The organism is Pasteuria penetrans (assembly GCF_900538055.1).
Lineage (GTDB): Bacteria > Bacillota > Bacilli > Thermoactinomycetales > Thermoactinomycetaceae > Pasteuria > Pasteuria penetrans.
Map to the genome: position 1 here is coordinate 1,212,594 of NZ_UZAC03000001.1, position 23,475 is coordinate 1,236,068.

The following is a 23,475-nucleotide window of genomic DNA, read 5'->3' on the forward strand; positions in this document are numbered from 1 at the left end:
AATTTCTGAACAGGGGAGGATTTCCCCCCATTTGAGGTGCTTCCCCCATGGACTACTATATAAAATAAATTTACTATATTAAAATATAAAAAGTATATTTTGGTTTTCTAGCTCTATCCTCCCTTTTTTACCTATTCACTAAGTACTTAGCCCATCCTTATTCATTAAAAATGGTAATAAATTTCCATTTTATTTTTGTTTGTCCTTCTGTTACACTATTCCGAAAAAATTTAAAATTTTATGGAATAGAGGGGATATAGAATGGATGAACCACAATACTTATACCGCTCTACCGGCTCCTATTTTGTGATAAAAAAATGGAGAACGATCTCCTAGAGCGGGTACAATATTTACAAAAATCAGAATTATCATAAGAGAAAGCCGTTCGAACTGTCGTGCATTTTATTCTGCATGATAAAAACTGCGGAAATTCCACCATTGGAAAAGCTTGGACATGGTTGGCCAACTATGAGAGGGATCAATATCTGGGGCGAAAAAGATATCAAAGGGACAACGGAGCACGCTGTACAATCATCAGAAATGGATATAGAAAACGTGTTTTAGATACCCATAGGGGTCCCATTACTTTTTTCGGCTCTTGGCCAAACTTCGGACCTGGGGGTTCAGTCTCAGGAGTGGGGGCTGAACCATGGTTCGATAGATCAAATGTATCGTGGTAGGTTTCTGTGTTTATATCTGCCTAGATTCGGATTCTCCCCCACTGTATTCCAAGGTATTCTTGTGGGAACACAGTAGTACATATACATTTTTTTATAAAATTTAAGTTTTATATGTTATAATAATTGGTAACTCACCCTCTATCAGGGAATAGGGTCTCCGCTATTCATAGCGGGTGGATGAACAGAGGCTTTAGGGTATGAAATTATTGCATGAATCAGGCAGGCAGTATTATGGAGTAGCATATGAAGAACGGATGGTAGGCAAACAGATTGTTTGAGTTCACCGGGCTGCCCTATAACCCTAGTTGATAGTCTCTCCCCCCTTTTCATTATGGACAGCAGCTGCGACTAAGTACACGCCAAATCTAAGGGGTATGGTACCTCGGGAAAAGTAGCGAAAGGGGGAGAAACCAACAACAGACCTTTCCCTATACGTTCGAGCAGCATGCACAATGTACAAGGGGGATGGGCCCAATGGGACGCTCACTGTGCAACATAGTACCTTAGTTTGGAATGCCGAAACAAACGGGATATCCCCCTCTCCCAACTACCCATGTAGTTCTATATGTAAAAAATGATTATGAGGCCCAGGATCTAACACGGGAATATCGAGGTTTGTACTCGGTTTGGGTGCGAGGACGGTTGGATAACACAATCACTAGATTTTTGTAATTTTTATCATTCTTAATCCCGAAATATCGGCGCATGATGGACTTGACGAAACAATTTCTACCCTCTGCAACGCCATTGGTCATTCTACAGAGGTGGTAATTGGCGATATAATTCTCGCCGGATTCTAAGCTTTTTGCCGCGTTTTGAATGCCCACGCACCGGGATTGTAGTCCTGCTTCTATCAGGGCACGCAGGGCGTCCCGATCCTCCTGGATCGTATGGAACTCATTGTCATACCAATGCCCCAGTGCAGTTACAAACCCGTAAGCTTTCTCCAAATGGGACCAAGAGGAAGTATACTCAAAAACCCTTTTTATGAAGGCTCTCACCTGTGAATCCATGGTTTCCCAATAACGGTTCTTCAAGGCCCCGCGGATTGCCTGCTTTATTTTTAAAAAACAATTCTTTTTCTTGTTTTTAGGCATATGTTTGTATTCTGATATTAGGTTTTCATACATATCGATAATATATGATATGGTGCTACCGCGAAAAAAGGTATCAAACTTATTAAAATATTTTTGTAGATTAAATAATGTGTTCAGGAAATGTTTATATTGTTAATGTATATAAAAACAGTCTGCTTGGGTATTTCCGGCGTAAGTTCTTTGGGGTGGAAAGGTACCCCTTTCTAGGGGGATTGCACCTGAAAATTTCGTGCGATCGGTTATTTTTTGTTGAACCACCGAAATCACCGTGGAATCATAGGATCCGGTTCCTATCTCGCCCCTTTTGCGCACACCAAAGAAACCGACATAAAGTCGAATTTTATTTTTTATTTAAATATTATTATATATTAAACCCTATGTAGTTATTGGTGATCTTATCCTTATCTTCCTGATCTTCTTTTGAAGATAACGAACGGCCTGGGATAAATTATAAGCAGATCCTTTTGCCATCATGGCCCGTGCCACCCTCGTCTTACCACGCACCTTCATTTTGGCTGCCTGAAAACGGTTCTTCATAGAAGAACAAACCCCCTCCACAGCCGCACGACGATTACCCTTCTCTTTGTACCCCGGTTGCTCCATTTTGTCTCGTTGTTCCGCCGTTGAATAGGACTGATCCGTGGTGCGCAGGACCCTTTCCCCCCTCTTCAGAGGTTTGGCTGCACATTGCTCGGCAAATTTACATCCCCCGCAGGTCCCCTTATGGAAGCGGGCCACTATCTTACCCTTGCCCTTCTCTCCGGGTTGGTACGTGGATGAGTCGGGGGTCTTGCCACCAGGACACCGATGGATCTTTCCATCCTTCCCCCTCTTGAACCCGCTTACCCTTTTTTTACTGGGATTTTCCTTTCTTCCCAACATATCGGTTGGGTGTATATCGATAGTACGTTCTTTAGCCGCCTCCCTTACCTCATGGCAGTTGTACCCTCCGTCGAAATACAAGGTCTTGTTGTCCTCTGGTGCATGGTTGGATATATAGTCAACTCCAAAATCCTTATCGGAATGAAGTGCCCCTTGGGTATTCACATGGGTGAGTATACTCAATCTCTTCACCTCATCACGGGCCTCGACAAGGTTACAAACATACCCTCTACACAATTGCTTACCCTTGATACGACATTGGGCGTCTGGATCAAAGGGGCTTTGCAGACTGCCTGATGGCGAGGTGGAACGCACCATGAGTCTCTTTTGCCCTTCCTGTTCAACTCCCTCTGTCTGCTCTCCTATCACCCTTTGCAACAGTATATGGACTGGGGCGGATTGAAACTCCTTGTACTGGTTCCCAAAGTGTTTGAGGGCTAGGCAAATCTCTAGCAGTGTTGCCCTCCGTTTCATCTTGTCCGTTGGGTGATCCGCTGGTAGAAGGAGGAGGGACCTATAAGAATGGGCCTGGGCTTCGTTCACATCGGCCATCCCGCAATCTGGTTGCAAGAAGATCTCCCATTCGGAAGGAAGAGGTAGGGCAAGTTTGGCCATCGTACGAACCGAAATCCTAATCACCAAAAAAATCAACATATTGCGGCTCAGTTTCCTGATACAGCTATCGATAAGGGTTGAATCCATCCGATAAATACTGGGATCCATGCCCACGATCCCCATCAAAAATTGGGTGAAGTCGGAGTAGAACTGTTCCTTCACATTATAGCCTTCGGTTTCCTCATAGACATTGAGGCGATTTCGACTCTCATATAGTGTTCTTTCACCCATAAGTGGTCTACCTTCTTTACCACCCAATGCCTCAAAGAGAGGGCCTTCGCGTGGAATTTGAATGATCAGCATACGGTCGCTACACCGTAAAAACTCCTTGATTATGTCGAAAATCAATGGTATGAGTATATGTATGCATGGCCTCCCAATGGTATTGTGGTAACCACTGTATCTCTTCCTATATAAGGATGCATATTCGGTGAAGAACAGGCCAAGGAGGATGAAAACAAATTCTATATCAGAAGGTTGATTCGTACCCACCAGGGATAATAGACGATTCTGCAAGTAAGTTTCCCTTTGTTCTATTTCCTCTGTTTCGTAGTCATTGGGTATTGTGTTACAACGTTGGGAAGCCATCTGTCCTCTAGTCTCCTTATATTTTTTTATTTTGATAAGGAAGATTATACAACAAGGATAGATGGCTTTTCCATATCTCTTACCATGTTTTTTAACTAACAAGATTTAATTACCATGGTTTGATACATAATAATCTAAATAAACTGTTTATTATGAAATATCGTGCTGATCTATTCCCCGGCGATACATTGAATGAAGGAGCAAGTACTATCAAATAACATTACTATATTTATTAAATTTTATTATAGGTCGGGGAGGGAACCAAATTTTGGAAACCAATGCTCTGGGTGGTACTTGTCGGATCGTTCTTTTCTGCGGTAGCACCTGATATGCATTCATCAACATCATTCCTAGATAGCATAGATTTTTCATACTGTTTCCGAAAACGGGAGCGTGTTTTCTCTATTTTCTCGTATTGGAGTTTGAGGTCAGGAAAGTATTGGAGTAGCTCCTGCAGTGCCAGTTCATCCTGGGGTGTAAGTTGCTTATAAAGGCTCTTTTGAAGCAAATCCAGAAGCATTTGATCAACAAAATCAACGAATTTTTTATTTTTGAAAAAGCCCGTTACCATTGGATGCAGGGCATGATCCCTTATGTTCATAACAATATGGAATCTGTCATGGATGATCACCGCATCACAATAGTTTTTTTCTATGAAATTCCGATAGGACCTAGCGCGATCAATAATAACGGCAGCTGGTTTCAGCTCAAGCAATTCCGGGTGGAACTCCTTGATATTCTTTTCGAGTTCTTCTTGACTTCTCCCCTTGATCACGGCCAATACAGTCTTATGAATTGGATCATGAAAGAGGGTTACATACTCATTTCCTTTACGTACGGCGGTATCATCGATGCAAACGATACCATATGTACACAGGGCACGGAGCCGTTTCAGTTCCTGAGGGGATAACACTACACCCCTTCCTTCTCCATCGTACATAATGGTATTTTTCTGACTTGGATCCATCAGCGGGAGTTCGTCCGAACTATCAATTTTATCAAGATCTGTTGATTTTACCATATTTTTGTTCCCTGTCTCGATAATCCAATGCAAAATCTCCCGCATCTTTTCTGGACTGACCTCCCGGTTTTTGTATCTTTTCAAGGCCTCCGCTGCTAGCTCCTGTCCTTGTTTCGGAAGGGCCCCCTCAAACAACATCCCATAAGCCGTCTTCTCTGGAATCCCATGATACCCTGCGGAAGCTTTTGCTGTCGAAACGCTTGCCATATCAGCAACTGATTTTTTACATGCCTTTGTGTACGTGTTCTTAGGTTCAATTATGGAATACACATGGGTAACGTCTTTCCCTCACAACGGGCACTCCCATCTCTGTGTACGCATAATCGATAAACAAACCCAGTCATTGATGATTCCGTGTTTTATAATTCTTGGTTTATCCTGAAAACCGGCTTTGTTTACCCAGTATCCCGTTTTTACCAAGCAACACCCGCAGGCAGCACATTTTGTTTCAGGTGAGGGTTGCTTTGCGCGAGATTCAAGTAGGGTCAGCGACACCCTCTCCCCAACAGGTCCGTACTTTTCTGGGAGATGTGCTGCCACCAAGCCTACCACCTCTACTTCGGGTATCCCATGAGCGGGGGGTGAAAGGCCGGGTTTTGGCATATTGTGATTGAACTCCCTTATTGCTACCGCATCCTTCAAATTTTTGGTGATATCCCTTTTTCGGTTGTAATCTCCCCCTGGTTGATTTTCTTGGGTTCCCCATCCTTCAGAAATCATATCATCGTAGTGAATTACAACTATTGACATACATAATAAAAGTTAAAATTACACAATAATTTAAAAATTATAATAAAACATAAAAAATTACTGTAAATGGCAATTATGTAAAAAAATGGAAGCCATACCCATACTCAGGGTAGGTTGGTTTTCCTGAAAATAAATGTAAGAATATTCTTTTTTTAGTGTGAAGATAGGGGATACATGGCAGGGATAGCGAATTCTCCCAGTCCCCATGCGGACACAGAGTGATTATCCATCCCACTAAGTTTCTTTGCCTGCTCTAAGTTGAAATTTTTATACACGGAATCAATCACCCTTTGGAATGAATCAAGGGTAGGATAACAGCTCACTCCATTCGTATAACGTCTGGCCTCTCTGTGATTTCTCTCTAAGGAACCCGTTGTACGATTTTGAACAGCATCCGCTAGGTCGTAATCGAGATACGTTGTCACATCATCAAAGGAAGCCCATAGACCTTCAACGAGCTTGGGCAACTTGGATTGATAGTCATCACTAAAGCGTATCAAGCCATGAAGGGCTTCTTTTTTGTCAAGAACATGAAAAATGTCTTGATAAATCCGGCTTCGGATGGGTTCCCACTTCACTCCTTTTTTTCTCGGTCTATCCTTTCTGAAGGCCTGGTAAAGATTCACCATTTTGTGGAATTGACACCCTTGAAAACCTGCTTCGGGATATACTTGGCTTAGCGCCTTTCTGATTCCCTTATGACCATCAGCAATAAAAAGGGTATCAGGACCCATCCGTAAACCACGGTCGTAAACATTTTGGAGGGCTTCATACCAAGTTTCAGCTGTTTCGGGGGGATTTACCAAACTTGATAAAACCTCATCTGTTTTTATCCCTGATGTATTTTTCCTACTCGCTTTTATGACATAGACAGCTACTTTCCCGAATCCACGAACGGGTTTGTAGTAAGCATCCACCTTTACGGTCCTAATTTCATGCGGGTTTCTTATGGGTTCCTCATTGAATCCTCTATTCTCTTCCTTTAGATGTCCCATAAGTAATCTTGACACAGTGGAGCGTGAGATTTTTGATCGCAGAATATCATTCGACAATTCGGATATTTTTTTTATGGACATACCGGCCTTACGTAAGGAGGAAAGAATATCTATACACGACTTCGTATATTTTTTGTAGGGTTTAGTAACCGCAGATCGGAAATGCCCTTTTCTTGGCTGGGGGTCATAGTAAACCACAATTCCTTTGCTGGTGCGTTTTTTACGTTTTTTATAACCATTTCGGTCTACTTTTGGGAAATCGGGACCCCTTTGGTGTTTCTCCCGTCCACCTAAAATTTGTTTTTTAAACTGATAATTGGCTATAAAAGTATAAGCCCTCCCCATGGGACCAGGAGCCCATTCAGAATCTTCCTCGATCTCTTCCACTACATGGGGGATGGATTCCTGAAGCGATAATCCTTTCTGTTCGTAATGTTGTATACGTTCTTCTATCCTTTTTTCCATTCTGTCTATATCCAAGTCAATTGGAATCATAAAACCAACCTTTCCTATATTAAGTTTTTCATTTCAGAAACCAAGCGGTTGTCCTCTATACATTTCCCCACTCTTGTCTTGTATTTCCCTTTTCTATCTCATCTAACCCTGTTGATCATCATGCATATCGTGGAATGGAGGATCCAGAAGGGATCATGGAACAGAGTTTTTGAGTAGAGGATCGACTGTTTCCGAAGGACAATAGCGGAATTGTGTATGTAAAAGTGAGAAGGACTATAGGGTCGCACAGGGCTACATAAGGGCAATGACAGTCATAGAAGAACCCTCCTCCCCCACACACAGGGAGGGATAAAGGAAAGCCATGCAGCAGCGCCATTCTGGAGCCCCCACGATGGGGAAGCCGGGCTCCATTACACAATGGGCCAGGCCAACACAAACAACAACGGTGAGTTGGGGGGAGGAGGGGTAGGGGCGCGAAAACCCCCTGGCTTAGGCCAGGGGGCAGGGGGAAAGGAACAAAAACACAAGGGAATCAAAACAAAAGATCAAGGGACTAAAGACAAAAACAGAGACCAAAAACAGGGAAAGGGGGAGCTTTAGGTTCTACTGAGATTCCCGTTTCGTGTAGGAGGGACGTTTTGCTGACCTATGGATTCCTCCAGAGGAAACCCCCTGATTAAAATAAAATTATTCTGAAGATATATCTAACCACGATTCCGAGAAAAAGCACCCCTATAACGCCTTTTGTGCTATTTACAATATGATTTAACAATAAATTTCTATCTATTTATTAAAAACATAAAAACAATTGTTCATCGAAAAGACGCAAATAGGGAATTTTTAGGGACCACAGACTACCCGCTCTTGAATCTTACAGCGGAAAGTGGGATATGACCAAATTTTTCACATGATCCGGATCTAGAAGAATAGATACAGTAGTCCTTTCCGTTTCTTCGATAGATTGATCCTTAGGCATAGTTATACCATCCAGTACGTCCTGATAACCCTCCGTTTTCAACCAGGTATAGGCGCTTGTCAAGGGCAGATTGTATTGATTGGGGATCCTTTGTATTTTTAGGACAACGACACGGACTGCTTCTGTACAAGGTATTCCCCATAGCTGCATGAGGGACAAGCTTTGTTTCAGATAGTCGATAAAGCCCTCCTCTGTCTTAGGAAGATACCCAAACTGTTGTGGAATCCACGTCCGGTCCATCAACCACAGGTAGTAGTTCCCAATGACACATCCTTGTGAAGGTTCTGCCTCCTCTAGAGCCTCCTTGAGTGTTATGGCTATCCACTCAAAAATATCTATATCATTAAAGCCAAGGTTCCGTAGCTTCCCAATCACCGCTTCAAGCAATATCTTTGTGGTTATAAAATCCTTGGCCCAATAGGTGGTTTGTAATTTATTTTTGTTAACAGATAAAAATTGAATGCTCTCTACGACAGACTCGGGATCCAAATCCTTGTTGGGGTTCATGTTCAGAAGAACCTCGGAAAGGTCCCGAACCCTACTCTGGAAAATGCGTCCACAGTGTTTGGGTACGTCCGATAAACCGACTTCAACATAAGATATTACGCTGTCTATACTGCCAAGGAGATTTGTGATAGAGTGGGGGTAGGTCATTAGCTCTAACACCTGCTTTTCCATAGGAATTTGAGGGTTCTCTATGGAGCATTATAGCAGAAGAGGGGCTAATGACCTAATTTTTTTGTTGTTTTCTTAATAACTATCAAACTAGGGGACCATGATCCTTAATTTTACAGTCATCGGATAGGTGCTCCCTAGCAAGCATCTTATTCGTTTTCTAATACGTCACCGCCCACCCGATTCCTATAAAAAAATCCATGCTAAAGAGTCGCCATTCATCTACCCGCTATGAACAGCGGAGACCCGGACGGGCCAGAGGGGGAACCCTAATCAATGGAGGGCAAGCATGTTTGTGCAAGACAAAAAAACAAAGGAAATTACACGATGTGTGGCCAACAAGGAACCCGGGAACAGCCCGTACAAACCAGGGAGAAAACCAGACCAGTGTGGCCTATTTCAACAGGGAAATTGCACCCCATATCCCCGGACATCCGGAATGGCGTTATTCCTGCAACCATCGGTCCAAAAGGGTGATAGTGCAGGAACCAATGGGGCCAAATGAGGGCTTAAGACACCCTCATACGATGTGTGCCCTTGGTCCCTCATCCGGGGAAGAATTTTTTCCCCGGAGCGCGGCATTCATAGGAATCAGGGGGGGTTCGAGTCGATTCCTGACCCAACCGTCCGAGCTATCCTATCCTCCTATGGTAGGTACTCGAAGAGTTCCCCCCCTTTCATCTTGGCTTTGGGATTTCCCAGGACCTTAGCGATTCGACTTCCGACGGACAAGGTCATACCCAATCGTATTATTCCTTAATAATAATATTATTTTATACAATTTTTATATAATTTTATTATAAACAACACCTACTTGATTTTATCAACATAACTCTCTGCTGATTTTTTGGCTTTTGCTTTTTGGTCGGGCGACATTTCGGACCTATTATTATCAACGGTGGGATTCATTAGATTAGTAGAACCCCTATCATGGGTAAGCCCAAGAGAATGGCCAATTTCGTGTGCTACAGAAAGTGCACCGACCTTATCCGTATTGAGTTTCGACGGATTAACAACGATAGGGTAGGGTAGTTTATCCGCACTTCCCCCTATAAAAGCCAAACCTGTTACCATCCCCTCACCACTAGGATTCCACATGAGACAGATGTTGAAATGCACACGGTGGGAGGATTTTTTAGACATTCCCGAAAATTTTGAGAAAACTTGGGATATATTTGGCATATCCATATTCAAAGTTTGATAATCAACCATTTTCACTTTAAAACCTATATTATGGGATAAACAATCACTCGTAGACTGAATCAATTGATCAGCCTTATCCTTCCCTCTCTCCCGGTTGTAGGAGGGGGTGGCGTAGACAGAAGCAAGGAGGGTTTTCCCCTCCGAGGTATCGTTCTTATTGTTTTCAGTCTTTGGCTCGTTGTCCTGGTTAGCTGGACCCTTGTTCGTATGATCCTTTTCATCTCTTGTCTTTGGCTCGTTGTCCTGGTTAGCTGGACCCTTGTTCGTATGATCCTTTTCATCTCTTGTCTTTGGCTCGTTGTCCTGGTCAGCTGGACCCTTGTTCATATGATCCTTTTCATCTCTTGTCTTTGGCCCGTTGTCCTGGTTGGATTGGGTCCATTGATCCTTATTATAGGGTGCCCATTCACCACTGGGGAGTTGTTTCTGCACCGACTTTATTTTTAATTCATTCTTTGTATCTATAATTACATTCAAATTAGCATTATCAGGAAGGAGACGAGCCCGAACATGGAAGATTGAATCGTTTACTTTCTGATAGGAATCTAGTATCTCATAATTATTATCTTTTAAAATATTATATTTTATAAAAGATTTTATATCATTACCTATATGGTCAGCAGATACCCTTCTCCAGCCTCCCTTGGGTGCTTTCATCCCCCCCTCCGCAGGGGAATTTAAGTAGGGGTTTCGCTCCTTGGGTGGAGGCAGGCCGTCCCCCGCCCCTACGGTGGACGGGGGACAAACAAGAAAGGATAACATAGATAAACTTGGTATTGATATAATAATTTTTTTGTATATTTTATTCACAGCATCTTCCCTCCCTATTTTTATTTTCTTAAAATATAAATAAAATTAATATTAAATCATGTTTCCCTCTGTATTAATTCATCATTGATCATTTGATATCACTTTATATAATATAATACTATATATTTCTTAATACATATATGTTTAAATAATAACAATAAAATAATAAAAAATGTAATTATATGAACATATAAAAGTAAACTATAAAAATAAATAAAATAAAAGAAAAAGAATACAGTGCTCTATTTAAAAATTGATTAAATTATTAAAAGTGAATTAGATAGAGGCCTAGTAGCAGATGCAGATAGTGCCTACGATGTACATGACCTGTTCGGGTTATGTAAGCAACACGGTTTGAAATTACTGGCTGGATATAACAAGCGAAGAACCTAAACACCGGACTCCATCACCAATCCACTGCAAAGAGAGAATTTTTATAGACCGCAAATAGAGGGATATAAGGAATTAATGAAAAAAATTCATCAGGGGAGCACTGTTTCACAATTCTAAAGAAGACAATGAATCTAGATAAACATAGACTAACTTCATAGAATCAGGCATTCATGGTAATTATTTCGTAAAGGTATTTCATTCCCACTCGTAACTATGATTATGATATTTTACATAAAGAAAGGAAAAACTATAGAACGAACTGGGATGAACCCAACGAGCATCGTTTTTCCATTGTATTGAAGATTTTATCAAGGGGGTACCCTGATTTTGAGTTGCTATATTCATACCTATAAAAAATAAATATAAATTAATATTTTTTGATAGTGATACTTGTGGACGTACACAGAAGGGGTTTGTTCATATCTCCCTTGGCTACTATGGGCGGCTCTTGGCCAAACTTCGGACCCGGGGGGTTCAGTCTCAGGAGTGAGGGCTGCTGAATCATGGTTCGACAGATCGAATGCATCGGGTTTTTTTGTGTACGATTCCGGAGAGTTGGCTCATGGTCTCCTGCTGCAGATTGGAACTGCATTTTGTTCACAATTCCGGTAGGCAACTCCCCTCTTGTTCGGACTGTCCCGGAGGACTGAGGACCCAACCAACGAGCGTAGGACATAAACTAGCGATGGTGAGTTCCTAATACCTTATAAATTTAATTATAATTATTATTTTAGGAATAATTATGAATAAAAATGGGGAATGGACCTGTTTTGTTCCGCACGGACGAGGGGTAGGGCTATTTTGCCATGGTGGGGTAAAAATAGGGGGTTGACCCGTCCCGGGAGAATTTACGCACGCGGTCAGATGCAACCTGACACACGTCCAACCATGCACACCCGAAAAGGACAGGGGCCGTCCGTCTGCATCAACTGAAAATTTATGGATTTTTAGTTTAATTTCATGTATACTTCACTGCCATGGGGTAGAAAGACCATCCTACACCATTCCTACCCCAAACCCTCATCCTGGAAAAAATCGTTTCCCCCTATCTTCCCTATGATCCTCTGACATACCCCCTCACTCCCCTATTTTTTCATAAAAAATAAATAATATTTTTAATTAAATGATGATTAGGTAATCAATAATATGTAATAATTGTACAATGCAAAAATTATGAAAAATGATAGTAATCTACCCTCATTCCATTCCAATTTCCAGGGTAATATAGACCAAAAAAATTTATCGAATAATAATATACGAAAACAATGAATTATTTTTTATTAACTAACAAACATTAAATAACAAACATTCCCCCATCCTATGATCCTACCATAACCCCCTGTTGCGATGGATCCCCCGGCATAGGAGGCCCCCTGTATCCCGGATTTGGGGACGTAACAAGACCCCACACGGTCAGGGGCTCAAAATGTGCTATAATCACAGCCAAACTCTTTTTAAACCCATACAGGTTGGAGGAGCTAATCCCAGGCTGACACAGCTTCACCCTGGGTTCCCCTGGCAACTCCCCCTCCAATCGGTAAGAAGTACGTACCATACCTAAAAAGATACCATCATCTTCCCCCTGTCCCCTAATAAAGCCACAAGATAAATAACCACTACGTTTCGAAGGAGACAGGGATATTGAAGGGGGTCAAATTGTCCTTGTGGTAAAGCGAACCCTAGTCTTCGCGCTCATCCTGGCCGCCTGTCTACTAAGCTCTAGGGGTTTATTCCTCCAGCAGGATCGTACAAAAACAATCCAAATCGGCCTACAAGCCCCCCTATCGGGCCCATCGTCGGCCATGGGAACGATGTCCCTGAATGGTACCCGGTTAGCCGTGATGGATGCGAGGGACGAATTCAAAAATGATCTAGGCCTTAACCTGAGCCTAACCTCCATGGATGACGAATCGAGAGCGGCAAAGGGCATCAGCAATGCCGTCCGTCTCTGTTCTGAGAACCCCTCCGTGGGATCCGTCATTGGCCACTACAATACAGGTGTAGCCATTGCAGCCTCTGGCGCCTATAAAAGATGCGATTTAGCACTCGTTTCACCCCACAATACGGGGGACGAGTTAACCAAGTTGCATAATCCCACCATCAATCGCGTCTGCGCACGGGAAAATGAGATGGCCGAAGCCCTTGCCCACATAGCTTATCGCTATCGGGAAATGCGCAAAATCGGTGTCCTACACGACAAAACTGCATACGGTGCGGGTCTTGCAGACTCCTTCGCAAAGCATTTCACTGCACTTGGGGGCCAGGTCACGAATATAGAGGCCATTACCATAGGGGAGAAGGATTTTAGCGGGCCTGTGAATTCCCTCCTAAGATGGAATCCTGACGGCATCTTCTTTGGTGGACTCTATGCAGAATTTTCCCTTCTCTACAAACAGGCCCGAGCAAAGGGCTTCAACGGGAACTTTTTTGCCGGGGAAGCCATCGACTCACCAAAAACCCTGGAGATGATTGGGGAAAGCATCCATGACGTGTACATGACCACCCTCACGGGGGATATTGAATCCACACCCGGGGGGACAGAATGGTCCAAACGATTTTTCCAAACCTTCCACATCTCGCCCGACGCAACCGCTTTCGATGCTTATCTCGCTGCCAGCTATTCGCTCCATGTCATCTATCAACTCTTTCACGACCCCACCTTCCGGGCAAGATACGCCGCGGGAGAAGAAGAGGTACGTTCCCCCCTCAACAGGGACGGATATCCTAACCGGAAATTGATCATGCGCGCCATCAGAAATGCCCCCCTCTATACGAGCCCCCTCGGTGCCAGAGTTCAATTGGATCAAAAGGGCGACAATCGATACGCCGACGTCTACATACGATCTATAACCTCACAATATCCCGCCAAAATACTGGGTCGATACGATAAAGAACAAAAAGTCCTCCTACCGGTAAACAAAATGGCATCCCCACGTGCAATGGGATCCCCAGGGGATCCCACATAACTAGCAATGGGGGCAGAAGAAACGAGATCCCAGGGGGGGTACCCCCCTCCCCATGGAAACATCCATCCCCCCTGCCCTCTACTGAGCGGGGGATGGAATGCGGCACGGGAAAAGGACGTCCATGTATAAGCACCACAAAATTTTCAACACAGTAGCTATCCCGTATCCCATGCGGGAAATTTTATTGGGGGAAAACGGAATGGTTTTCGTTTGTGCATGCCCCATGGATCCCGGAAATATCTAATTTAATAGTACCCAACAAAAAAGCAACCCAGGGTGTGTCCCATCCCCCCTACAGGGAATTTTGGAAGGAAAGGGCGCAACTGTGCTATAATCACGTCTATACGTCCTAGGGGTTAGCAATCCTTCCGAATAAGCGTCCCATCGCTCCAAGGTGTGCTATCTGCCGGGTGTTTTTTAAATTAATTTATTATTTGCATTGTATTTCCGTGGCCAAAACCAGTTTATGTTCGCTGAAAATAAATATTTTGTATTCCTAATGCGGTTCCTACTCCCACCCTATAGGTTCGGATGCATCATCCCAGTGATCCAATACAGAAATACGATCCAAAGCCGCCCCGTCCGGGGATTATGTAATGCTGTGGGGGACTACGTAGAACCAATCCGTGACACAAATCCGTTACAGGGAAATTCAATGAAAGGACTCTATTGCAAGAAAAATATCTAAGGAATAGGGGCGTATGCACATGCATTCAGATCGTGCACCCATACCACCCCCCATCCCAAACCTACATTACCACCCGCATGGTGGCAACGTAGAACCAAAGGGGTAAGGAGGCTTCGCACACTCATGAAGAGGAAATGGATTGGCCTCAGTTTGGCATTCGCCGTTGCGGCCGTACCCTCTATCGACAATCTCTTTTCCCGCGATCTAGAGGTCATCATGATTGCCTCACAGTCAGCCCTATCAGGAGATCAGTCGGCACAGGGAAAGGCATTTGAAGTTGGCGTACGTCTTGCTATCTTAGAGTACAAAAAACGCTTCGAGGAAAAAAATTTCCACTTGAAACTAGCGGCTAAGGATGATGAAAAACGCCCCGCTAAGGCCAAGCAAAACGCCGTCAACCTCTGCTCCACACCTAGGGTTGCAGGGCTAGTCGGGCACCAAAGTACTACCACAACCATCGCTGCTGCCAACGATTATGAGAGATGCAAACTCCCATTAGTGTCACCCTCCAACACGGGGAATGAGGTTACCCGACTAGGATTCAAATCCGTCAACCGTATCTGTCCAAGTGATGCACAACAGGCCTTAGCGCTGGCTACCTTTGCTACTGAATCCCTCCACTCCAAGGACATGATTATCATCCACAACAAAAGTTCCTATGGGGAAGGACTAGCACGATCAGTCAGGGATGACTTCAAAAAAAGAGGGGGCACTATCCTTGCCTTCGAGGGCATAACGCCCAATGAAAAGGACCACAGTGGGATCTTAAACTCCATCCTGCAGACAAAGGCGAGAGCGGGTAACCCTACAGACACCGTGATCATGTTTGGTGGAACCTACCCTGATTTCGCCCCCTTCTACCGGCAGGCTCGCCTGAAGGGCTTTACGGGTTCCTTCCTCACCGGTGACGGCGTGGACTCCCCCCGACTGGCAACCATGGTAGGCTCTAACCCGGGCCTTTCCGATGTCCACTACACCTCCATCGGAGAGGATCTCACCAAAACCCCTGAGGGAAGAAAGTGGATCGAAAATTTCAGACGTCAGTTCCCCAACCAAGAATATGATGTGCTTACGTACAATGCTTACCTAGCGGGTGTGTATCTGCTCGAAGTCATTTTCAACATTCTGGACAGGAAAATCGATTCCGAGGGTTATCCCATCAAATCATCGAAACAGGGACCCGCTGCCAGTCTCTTTCAGGACGGCAAGAAGGGTCATATCGATCGCGATCTAGTTCAAAAAGCTGTCCGGAATTTTGGGTACTTCAATAAGGGCGGGGAAATACAACTAGACAATGCAGGTAATAATGCTCTTAGCAAGGTGTTCCTCTTTAAATTTACAGGCAACAACCAGTACCCGGGGGAGTTTATTAAAAAATTCGATCTCAGTGGGATATCATCATGAATATTGAAAATTCCGCAAATAGTAGTAGGTCTATATCCCCCATCCCCGGACCCCCTATGTCAACAGGGAATGGCGTACTACCCACAACGCACCCACAAAAACCTATTCCCCTATCCGCTGTCCACAAGGCGGGGAGAAAGGATGGACCGTAATGACAGGGATGTTTACTAATCTGCCACAGGTACTGATCGATGGGCTTGTACTGGGATTCGTATATGCCGTTGTAGCGCTTGGATACACCATGGTTTATGGGATCCTCGAGTTGATCAACTTTGCCCATGGGGAAATCTTTATGGCAGGCGCCGTCGTCAGTACACTCATGATCATCAAAACACAAGGATACGAATGGGCTAATTCCCTTCCCCCTATCCTAATGCTGCTCGTGCTCTTGCTCATCAGTGGAATCATCACAGGTGTGTTTGGTGTCGGTGTCGAGCGTCTGGCCTATAGGCCCCTAAGAAAACAAAGTACCCAGAAACTGGCAGCCTTAGTCACGGCCCTCTCCGTTTCCCTCATACTCCAGGACTCTTTCCGTTTTTTCATAGAGCTCACCTCCGGTGGGAATTATGAAATCACGAGTAAAACCCTGATGAGTGGATCCATCCCTGTCCGGATGTCCCAATATACAGGGGGACTGTTCCATGACTTCCAGCTGAAGATCAACCATATCGTCATCATCATTACCACGTTGATCATTGTAGCGGGCCTCGATTTCTTTGTGAACCGCACCAAATGGGGGACAGCCATGCGAGCCGTGGCCCAAGACCGGCACACAGCCTCACTCATGGCGATCGACGTAAGTAAGGTCATTCTCATCACGTTCCTCATAGGTTCCTTCATTGGCGGTGCCACAGGCGTCCTGTACGCCCAACAATATACCAATGTCAATCCCTACATTGGCGTACTAATCGGTATCAAGGCTTTCGTAGCAGCCGTTCTGGGGGGGATTGGTAATTTACGCGGTGCCGTTCTGGGGGGAATCCTGATAGGGATGTGTGAAACATTAGGTGGGTCCTATCTGAGTCAGCTTACGAACGGAGCTTTTGGGTCTTCCTACAAGGATATTTTTGCCTTGCTCATTCTCATCATAGTACTGCTCTTCAAACCCAATGGTTTGCTGGGAAGGGCCATCAGGGAAAAGGTGTGAGGTACTCCCATACCCACACAACAAGATCATCCATTCTATGGGGAAAGGCACAGGTGATCATCGACTGTGGTTGTACGCAACGTCTATAAGTTATTCCGAACCAGCCGTTCCTTTCAAACCTGGGCCCTCTTAGGAACAGCGGGCATAGGCGCCCTGTGCCTAGGAACTATCGAACAATTTCCGTTGGCTCTCTACCTGCTTCTCGGATCCCTCCTCCTCCTCTACTACACATCCTTTCCCGCAAAAACCAAATGGGGTATTGGTGCTGTCCTCACCATCATCATCCTTCCGTTGGCTGCAGGGGGAACCGGATCTGAAAGCTCTTACATGAATTTAGCCACCCAAATTTGCATTTATGCCATCATGGCACTTGGTTTGAATGTGACGGTTGGTTTCACAGGGCTCCTGGACTTTGGATACATTGCCTTCTTCGCCATAGGTGCATACACCTACGCCATCCTGGCTAGTCCCCAACTCAAGCAGCTTCTCCCTAACACCGATGTTGATCCCTTCTCAGGATCCTCCTTCTGGTTCATAGTCTTCCTAGGTGCTGGGCTTGCCTTCATCGCCGGCCTGGTCGTTGGACTCCCAGTACTACGGGTACGCGGAGACTATTTGACTATGATCACACTGGCCTTTGCCGAAGCACTGAGAATATTCCTCGAAAATCTTAGCACCCCCATTAACATTACGAATGGATCCAAGGGAATTCCCCTGATCTCCTATCCAAATTTGTTCGGCATAGATCTCAAAGATTACAACCAACTATACTTCGTCGCTCTGGCCCTGTTGGCTTTGGCCCTCTTTATCATTTTACGATTGGAAAAATCCCGCATAGGCCGCGCTTGGAAGTCGATTCGGGAGAATGAGATTGCTGCACAGGCCATGGGGGTACCCATCGTTCGTATGAAGTTGTTGGCCTTTGCGATTGGTTCTGCCTTCGCGGGTTGTGCCGGTGTAATGCTCGCCGCCAAGGACACCTTTGTCGATCCCACCAACTTCATCCTCATGGAAACCATCATCGTCCTCGCTATGGTGATTGTAGGCGGTATGGGTAGCGTACCGGGGGTAATTCTTGGCGCAGCCGTTGTTGGGATTGTCAATTTAGGACTTCTCGTCGATCTCACACAGTTCCTCGAAACCCGATTCAATTTTGATCCCCAATACTCACCCGAAAAAATGCAAAAGGCATTTTTTGGCGTGCTCCTCATTTGTATTATGCGTTTCCGGCCACAGGGTCTGATTCCAGCTAAGAACCATTTCTACCCCCCCCCCGTATCCATGGCAACCCAGCCACAAGGGGTAGCATACCCGCAGGATAACCCATCCAGCGAATCTGATGATTCATAACGAGGAAAGGGGGGTGAATTCCCACATGTCTATTCTCCGAACGAGGGGGCTTACCAAACGATTTGGCGGTCTCACCGCTGTGAACAATGTCAATTTTGATGTTCAACATCACTCCATCACGGCCGTAATTGGCCCTAATGGGGCCGGTAAAACCACCTTCTTTAATACGATTACGGGCATCTATCCCCCCGACGAGGGAAGTGTTTGCCTGCAAAAAAAGTCCCTGCTGGGATACAAACCTGATCAAATCACCGCTATGGGGATTTCACGAACCTTTCAAAACATTCGTCTCTTCGGCGAACTCTCCGTCCTAGACAATGTATTGATAGGCATGCACACCCGATTCAAGTACGGCATATTCAGTGCCCTCTTCAACATGCCACAAGCCCGGCAAGAGGAGGAGGAAGCAGTTTCTCGCGCCTATGAATTACTTGCCTATATGGAGCTCGATCAAGATGCCAATCGAAACGCTCGTGAGCTCCCCTATGGATCACAACGCCTACTGGAAATTGCGCGTGCACTAGCTGCCAAACCCAAAATCCTCCTGCTTGATGAGCCCGCAGCAGGCATGAACCCACGTGAAACACGTGAATTAACAGAACTGATCATCCGTATCCGGGATGACTTTCAATTGACAATCATTCTAATTGAACACGATATGAAGCTCGTCATGGGCATTTCAGAGCACATCCTCGTACTCGATTATGGGAAAGCCATAGCCGTCGGTAAACCAGAGGATATTCGCAACAACCCCGCGGTTGTTGAGGCCTACCTAGGCAAAGGTGCTGCTACCCCCCCAACGTCCCCCGATGAAACCCAAAAATCCTGAAGAAAAGGGATGACATCCATGGAAACCATGTTGGAGCTCGCCCATGTGGATGCTTACTACGGACCCATTCAAGCGTTGACGCAACTCTCCATTACCGTCCGAAAGGGGGAAATTGTCAGCCTCATTGGTTCCAATGGAGCTGGCAAAACGACCACCCTACGGTCCATCTGTGGACAGGTACGTGTCAATGGGAGTATACGTTTTCTTGGAGAGGACATCACGGGCAAACCCCCGCACATCATAGCTAAAACACGGATCTCCCACGTACCAGAGGGTCGATGCATTTTTCCACAGTTATCCGTTCGAGAGAACTTAGAGGTAGGGGCCCTGTACCACAATTGCAAACCCTTTGTAATCCAAGAGCGAATGGAGATGGTCTTTGCCTACTTCCCGCGCCTAAAGGAACGTTTACAGCAAAAGGGGGGTACGATGAGCGGCGGTGAACAACAAATGCTTGCTATCGGGCGCGGTCTAATGAGTGATCCTTCTATCCTATTGTTGGATGAGCCCTCAATGGGTCTAGCCCCGGTGGTCATTGAACAGATTTTTGAGATCATTGAGGAACTGAATCAAAAAGGGATGACCGTCTTGTTAGTGGAGCAAAACGCCTACCAGGCATTGCAAATTGCTCACCGTGGATATGTAATCCAAACGGGAGAAATCACCCTGGAGGGTCCCGCAAAGGCATTGCTCAATAATTCTCAGGTACGCGAGGCCTATCTTTCTTAACCTCCTTACACCACCACCGTATGGACTGGGGGGAAGGAGCATGGGCCATCCCTGTACATTTTATTTTTCCTGTGATTTTTTTATTATTTTTATTATGAATACCATCATATTTATCATAAATAGTACAGTATTCTCGTAGGGTGTATAAGGACACAGAGTACCCCCTGGGAATCAAACCCCACCATGTAGAAGCACATTGTGGGCTTATTTTCTGTGGAAAAGTAATGAATCCTTTTAGAAAACTGTGCATCATCTTCCCCTATATCAGCCATTTTTTTGTATACCCTTAGGAAGGGTGGCATAGACTATAGATACAAAGCACTTTGAATGAATCCCAAGATAAAGGCAGGCCCTATTCCCTATACGGAAAAAGGAAGATTGACTATGAAATCACCATGGGATCCCCATTCGCCAACCCCTTCACAACAATCTGGATTGTTGCGTGGTCAGGGAATGCCTAAAGGCACGACGATCATCACAGGAAAACACCTGAAAAGGGGTGGAACACGCCAGCATCACAACACCAAGGCTCACCCTACCGAAAAGACATCCTCGGGAACCGTCCACAGCAGGCGCCTACGGAGAGAAGGGAATTCCCTCGACAAAAAAATACCAACAGAAAAATGTTCCCCACCACCCGGTGGTGCTCATCTACAAGAAAATGGCAGTATCCATGATGCAAGGATTCCCACGAGAAGAAAGGAACCCAAAATCGTTCCTAGCACCCATCTGCAGAGGGGCAACCACCATGATTGGGGGACCCCACTGAGGAAGGAAACGCAAAAGAACATCCACGATACCCACCAGCGGGAACATAGTATAGAGGTCCGTAACAACAATGTAGAAATACCGCCCCTATTAGGGGACAAATCCACATCCAACATCGTCAATCGGATTCGTGAAGAAGAAAATACCGCGAGTATCCTTGGGAAATCGACCCCACACAATTCAACAATCCAAAACCATCCGCTCCACGAGGAACAACCACAACCCACACAACCCATACAACCACAGCAGCCCATGATACAACCATCACAGCCCATACAACCTACACAACCTATATGGCCTCCACAACCTTCACAACCCATACAACCACAGCAGCCCATAATACAACCATCACAGCCCATACAACCACAGCAACCTTCACAACCACTACAACCACAGCAACCTTCACAACCACTACAACCACAGCAACCTTCACAACCACTACAACCACAGCAACCCATATGGCGGCCTACACAACAACCACTACAACCACAACCATCACAGCCCATACAACAACCACTACAACCACAACCATCACAGCCCATACAACAACCACTACAACCACAACAGCCCATATGGCGGCCTATACAACAACCACAACAGCCCATACAACCACAACAGCCCATACGACCACAACAGCCCATACAACCACAACAGCCCATACAACCACAACAGCCCATACAACCACAACAGCCCGTACAACCATCACAGCCCATACAACCACAACAGCCCATACAACCACAACAGCCCATACAACCACAACAGCCCGTACAACCATCACAGCCCATACAACCACAACAGCCCATACAACCACAACAGCCCGTACAACCATCACAGCCCATACAACCATCACAGCCCATACAACAACCACTACAACCACAACCACAACCCATGCAACAACCCATACAACCACAGCAGCCCATAATACAACCATCACAGCCCATACAACAACCACTACAACCACAACCACAACCACAGCAGCCCATAATACAACCATCACAGCCCATACAACCTACACAACCTATATGGCCTCCACAACCTTCACAACCACAGCAACCTTCACAACCTTCACAACCACTACAACCACAGCAACCTTCACAACCACTACAACCACAGCAACCTTCACAACCACAGCAACCTTCACAACCACAGCAACCACTACAACCACAACAGCCATCACAACCACAACAGCCATCACAACCACAACAGCCATCACAACCACAACAGCCATCACAACCACAACAGCCATCACAACCACAACAGCCATCACAACCACAACAACCATCACAACCACAACAACCATCACAACCACAACAGCCATCACAACCACAACAACCATCACAACCACTACAACCATCACAACCACAACAGCCATCACAACCACAACAGCCATCACAACCACAACAGCCATCACAACCACAACAGCCATCACAACCACAACAGCCATCACAACCACTACAACCACAACAACCATCACAACCTGCACAACAGCCACAGCCATCACAACCACAACAGCCATCACAACCACTACAACCATCACAACCACAACAGCCATCACAACCACAACAGCCATCACAACCACAACAGCCATCACAACCACTACAACCACAACAACCATCACAACCTGCACAACAGCCACAGCCATCACAACCACAACAGCCACAACAACCACTACAACCACAACAACCATCACAACCTGCACAACAGCCACAGCCATCACAACCACAACAGCCACAACAACCACTACAACCACAACAACCATCACAACCTGCACAACAGCCACAGCCATCACAACCACAACAGCCACAACAACCACAACAGCCATCACAACCACAGCCATCACAACCACAACAGCCACAACAGCCGCAACAGCCATCACGAACCACACAACCACAACAGCCATCACGAACCACACAACCACAACAGCCATCACAACCACAACAGCCATCACAACCACAACAGCCACAACAGCCGCAACAGCCGCAACAGCCACAACAGCCATCACGAACCACACAACCACAACAGCCATCACAACCACAACAGCCACAACAGCCATCACGAACCACACAACCACAACAGCCACAACCATCGCAACCCGCACGGACCACACAGCCATCACAACCTGCACAACCACAATCATCCCGTCCGCAGAAGAAGAACCATTCACGGCAACATCCTCAACGACGACCCCAACGACCCACCTTTCCGATGAGTCTATCACCGTTTTGGGAAAACGATCCCCCAAAAAACACCGCGGATCTTATCAGAGAAGAACCCCTTGCCCTATCAGTCGATATCGGAGATTCCTCTGACCCTTCCGTTGAGCATAGTAATTCAATGATGGATTCCCCACCATCAGACCATAACCCTTCATCAAATAACAATGATCCACTAGACAAAGAAAATATAACCATATCTAAAAACAATCACAACTGCATCAATAACAAGAACGACGC

General features: G+C 45.5%; 21 protein-coding genes and 1 pseudogene. 8 read left to right on the forward strand and 14 right to left on the reverse strand.

Going from position 1 to position 23,475, the window contains the following annotated elements; genetic code table 11:
* Positions 1–265: 265 nt before the first annotated feature.
* Positions 266–593 (forward strand): annotated as a pseudogene (locus tag PPRES148_RS13295) (IS256 family transposase); the annotation flags it as partial.
* Positions 594–981: 388 nt separating this feature from the next.
* Here PPRES148_RS13295 and PPRES148_RS04995 read toward each other — a convergent pair.
* The 7 genes from PPRES148_RS04995 to PPRES148_RS05025 all read right to left on the reverse strand — a co-directional run bounded on the left by PPRES148_RS04995 (position 982) and on the right by PPRES148_RS05025 (position 8,738).
* Positions 982–1,167: a hypothetical protein gene (locus PPRES148_RS04995; RefSeq protein ID WP_149453520.1), complete on the reverse strand. Its 186-nt coding sequence runs from the start codon at positions 1,165–1,167 to the stop codon at positions 982–984.
* A gap of 91 nt (positions 1,168–1,258) precedes the next feature.
* A complete protein-coding gene (locus tag PPRES148_RS05000) occupies positions 1,259–1,717 on the reverse strand; it encodes a transposase (RefSeq protein WP_187820628.1) in 459 nt (152 codons plus the stop codon).
* Positions 1,718–2,152: 435 nt separating this feature from the next.
* The gene (locus PPRES148_RS05005) at positions 2,153–3,862 is read right to left on the reverse strand and encodes a transposase (RefSeq protein ID WP_149453522.1); all 1,710 of its coding nucleotides are present in this window, start codon (positions 3,860–3,862) and stop codon (positions 2,153–2,155) included.
* A gap of 232 nt (positions 3,863–4,094) precedes the next feature.
* On the reverse strand, positions 4,095–5,153 hold the full coding sequence (locus tag PPRES148_RS05010) for a transposase (RefSeq protein ID WP_149453523.1): 1,059 nt from the start codon (positions 5,151–5,153) through the stop codon (positions 4,095–4,097).
* Between the two features lie 18 nt (positions 5,154–5,171).
* Positions 5,172–5,525 (reverse strand): hypothetical protein, encoded by a 354-nt coding sequence (locus tag PPRES148_RS05015; protein ID WP_149453524.1) that lies wholly within the window; start codon positions 5,523–5,525, stop codon positions 5,172–5,174.
* A gap of 260 nt (positions 5,526–5,785) precedes the next feature.
* Complete coding sequence (locus PPRES148_RS05020) at positions 5,786–7,123, reverse strand: IS256 family transposase (RefSeq protein WP_149453046.1); 1,338 nt, start codon at positions 7,121–7,123, stop codon at positions 5,786–5,788.
* 832 nt (positions 7,124–7,955) lie between these two features.
* Complete coding sequence (locus PPRES148_RS05025; RefSeq protein ID WP_149453525.1) at positions 7,956–8,738, reverse strand: hypothetical protein; 783 nt, start codon at positions 8,736–8,738, stop codon at positions 7,956–7,958.
* A gap of 292 nt (positions 8,739–9,030) precedes the next feature.
* On the opposite strand from PPRES148_RS05025, the gene PPRES148_RS12285 reads away from it, so the two are divergent.
* A complete protein-coding gene (locus PPRES148_RS12285) occupies positions 9,031–9,240 on the forward strand; it encodes a hypothetical protein (protein WP_223127958.1) in 210 nt (69 codons plus the stop codon).
* A gap of 305 nt (positions 9,241–9,545) precedes the next feature.
* Here the strand turns inward: PPRES148_RS12285 and PPRES148_RS05030 are convergent, their stop codons facing one another.
* The 3 genes from PPRES148_RS05030 to PPRES148_RS05040 form a co-directional block, all read right to left on the reverse strand.
* Positions 9,546–10,595 carry a M12 family metallo-peptidase gene (locus PPRES148_RS05030; protein ID WP_187820630.1) on the reverse strand — a complete coding sequence of 350 codons (1,050 nt, stop codon included), beginning with the start codon at positions 10,593–10,595 and terminating at the stop codon, positions 9,546–9,548.
* A gap of 913 nt (positions 10,596–11,508) precedes the next feature.
* The gene (locus PPRES148_RS05035) at positions 11,509–11,742 is read right to left on the reverse strand and encodes a hypothetical protein (RefSeq protein WP_149453527.1); all 234 of its coding nucleotides are present in this window, start codon (positions 11,740–11,742) and stop codon (positions 11,509–11,511) included.
* Between the two features lie 717 nt (positions 11,743–12,459).
* A complete protein-coding gene (locus PPRES148_RS05040) occupies positions 12,460–12,645 on the reverse strand; it encodes a hypothetical protein (protein WP_223127959.1) in 186 nt (61 codons plus the stop codon).
* 160 nt (positions 12,646–12,805) lie between these two features.
* Here PPRES148_RS05040 and PPRES148_RS05045 point away from each other — a divergent pair, with 160 nt between their 5' ends.
* The 6 genes from PPRES148_RS05045 (at position 12,806) to PPRES148_RS05070 (ending at position 20,254) form a co-directional block, all read left to right on the forward strand.
* Complete coding sequence (locus PPRES148_RS05045) at positions 12,806–14,107, forward strand: branched-chain amino acid ABC transporter substrate-binding protein (RefSeq protein WP_187820632.1); 1,302 nt, start codon at positions 12,806–12,808, stop codon at positions 14,105–14,107.
* 811 nt (positions 14,108–14,918) lie between these two features.
* The gene (locus tag PPRES148_RS05050; RefSeq protein WP_149453530.1) at positions 14,919–16,199 is read left to right on the forward strand and encodes a branched-chain amino acid ABC transporter substrate-binding protein; all 1,281 of its coding nucleotides are present in this window, start codon (positions 14,919–14,921) and stop codon (positions 16,197–16,199) included.
* Between the two features lie 151 nt (positions 16,200–16,350).
* Positions 16,351–17,346 (forward strand): branched-chain amino acid ABC transporter permease, encoded by a 996-nt coding sequence (locus PPRES148_RS05055; RefSeq protein WP_149453531.1) that lies wholly within the window; start codon positions 16,351–16,353, stop codon positions 17,344–17,346.
* A 66-nt stretch (positions 17,347–17,412) separates the two neighbouring features.
* On the forward strand, positions 17,413–18,696 hold the full coding sequence (locus PPRES148_RS05060; RefSeq protein ID WP_149453532.1) for a branched-chain amino acid ABC transporter permease: 1,284 nt from the start codon (positions 17,413–17,415) through the stop codon (positions 18,694–18,696).
* 25 nt (positions 18,697–18,721) lie between these two features.
* Positions 18,722–19,525: an ABC transporter ATP-binding protein gene (locus PPRES148_RS05065; protein ID WP_149454241.1), complete on the forward strand. Its 804-nt coding sequence runs from the start codon at positions 18,722–18,724 to the stop codon at positions 19,523–19,525.
* 27 nt (positions 19,526–19,552) lie between these two features.
* A complete protein-coding gene (locus PPRES148_RS05070) occupies positions 19,553–20,254 on the forward strand; it encodes an ABC transporter ATP-binding protein (RefSeq protein WP_149454242.1) in 702 nt (233 codons plus the stop codon).
* Between the two features lie 886 nt (positions 20,255–21,140).
* On the opposite strand, the gene PPRES148_RS11135 is transcribed toward PPRES148_RS05070, so the two are convergent.
* The 4 genes from PPRES148_RS11135 to PPRES148_RS11145 all read right to left on the reverse strand — a co-directional run bounded on the left by PPRES148_RS11135 (position 21,141) and on the right by PPRES148_RS11145 (position 23,240).
* Positions 21,141–21,290, reverse strand: a complete 150-nt coding sequence (locus PPRES148_RS11135; protein ID WP_187820635.1) for a hypothetical protein — start codon at positions 21,288–21,290, stop codon at positions 21,141–21,143.
* Positions 21,291–21,311: 21 nt separating this feature from the next.
* A complete protein-coding gene (locus PPRES148_RS05075) occupies positions 21,312–21,470 on the reverse strand; it encodes a hypothetical protein (RefSeq protein WP_187820636.1) in 159 nt (52 codons plus the stop codon).
* Positions 21,471–21,602: 132 nt separating this feature from the next.
* Complete coding sequence (locus PPRES148_RS11140) at positions 21,603–22,019, reverse strand: hypothetical protein (protein ID WP_187820637.1); 417 nt, start codon at positions 22,017–22,019, stop codon at positions 21,603–21,605.
* Positions 22,020–22,040: 21 nt separating this feature from the next.
* Entirely contained in the window at positions 22,041–23,240 is a 1,200-nt protein-coding gene (locus tag PPRES148_RS11145; protein WP_223127960.1) for a hypothetical protein, read from the reverse strand.
* Between the last annotated feature and the right edge of the window lie 235 nt (positions 23,241–23,475).

Coding starts and splice junctions, on each gene's coding strand:
- PPRES148_RS05005 (WP_149453522.1), bottom strand. CDS start 3,862: ATGGCTTCCCAACGTTGTAACACAATACCCAATGACTACGAAACAGAG.
- PPRES148_RS05020 (WP_149453046.1), bottom strand. CDS start 7,123: ATGATTCCAATTGACTTGGATATAGACAGAATGGAAAAAAGGATAGAA.
- PPRES148_RS05025 (WP_149453525.1), bottom strand. CDS start 8,738: ATGGAAAAGCAGGTGTTAGAGCTAATGACCTACCCCCACTCTATCACA.
- PPRES148_RS05030 (WP_187820630.1), bottom strand. CDS start 10,595: ATGAAAGCACCCAAGGGAGGCTGGAGAAGGGTATCTGCTGACCATATA.
- PPRES148_RS05050 (WP_149453530.1), top strand. CDS start 14,919: ATGAAGAGGAAATGGATTGGCCTCAGTTTGGCATTCGCCGTTGCGGCC.
- PPRES148_RS05055 (WP_149453531.1), top strand. CDS start 16,351: ATGACAGGGATGTTTACTAATCTGCCACAGGTACTGATCGATGGGCTT.
- PPRES148_RS05065 (WP_149454241.1), top strand. CDS start 18,722: ATGTCTATTCTCCGAACGAGGGGGCTTACCAAACGATTTGGCGGTCTC.
- PPRES148_RS05070 (WP_149454242.1), top strand. CDS start 19,553: ATGTTGGAGCTCGCCCATGTGGATGCTTACTACGGACCCATTCAAGCG.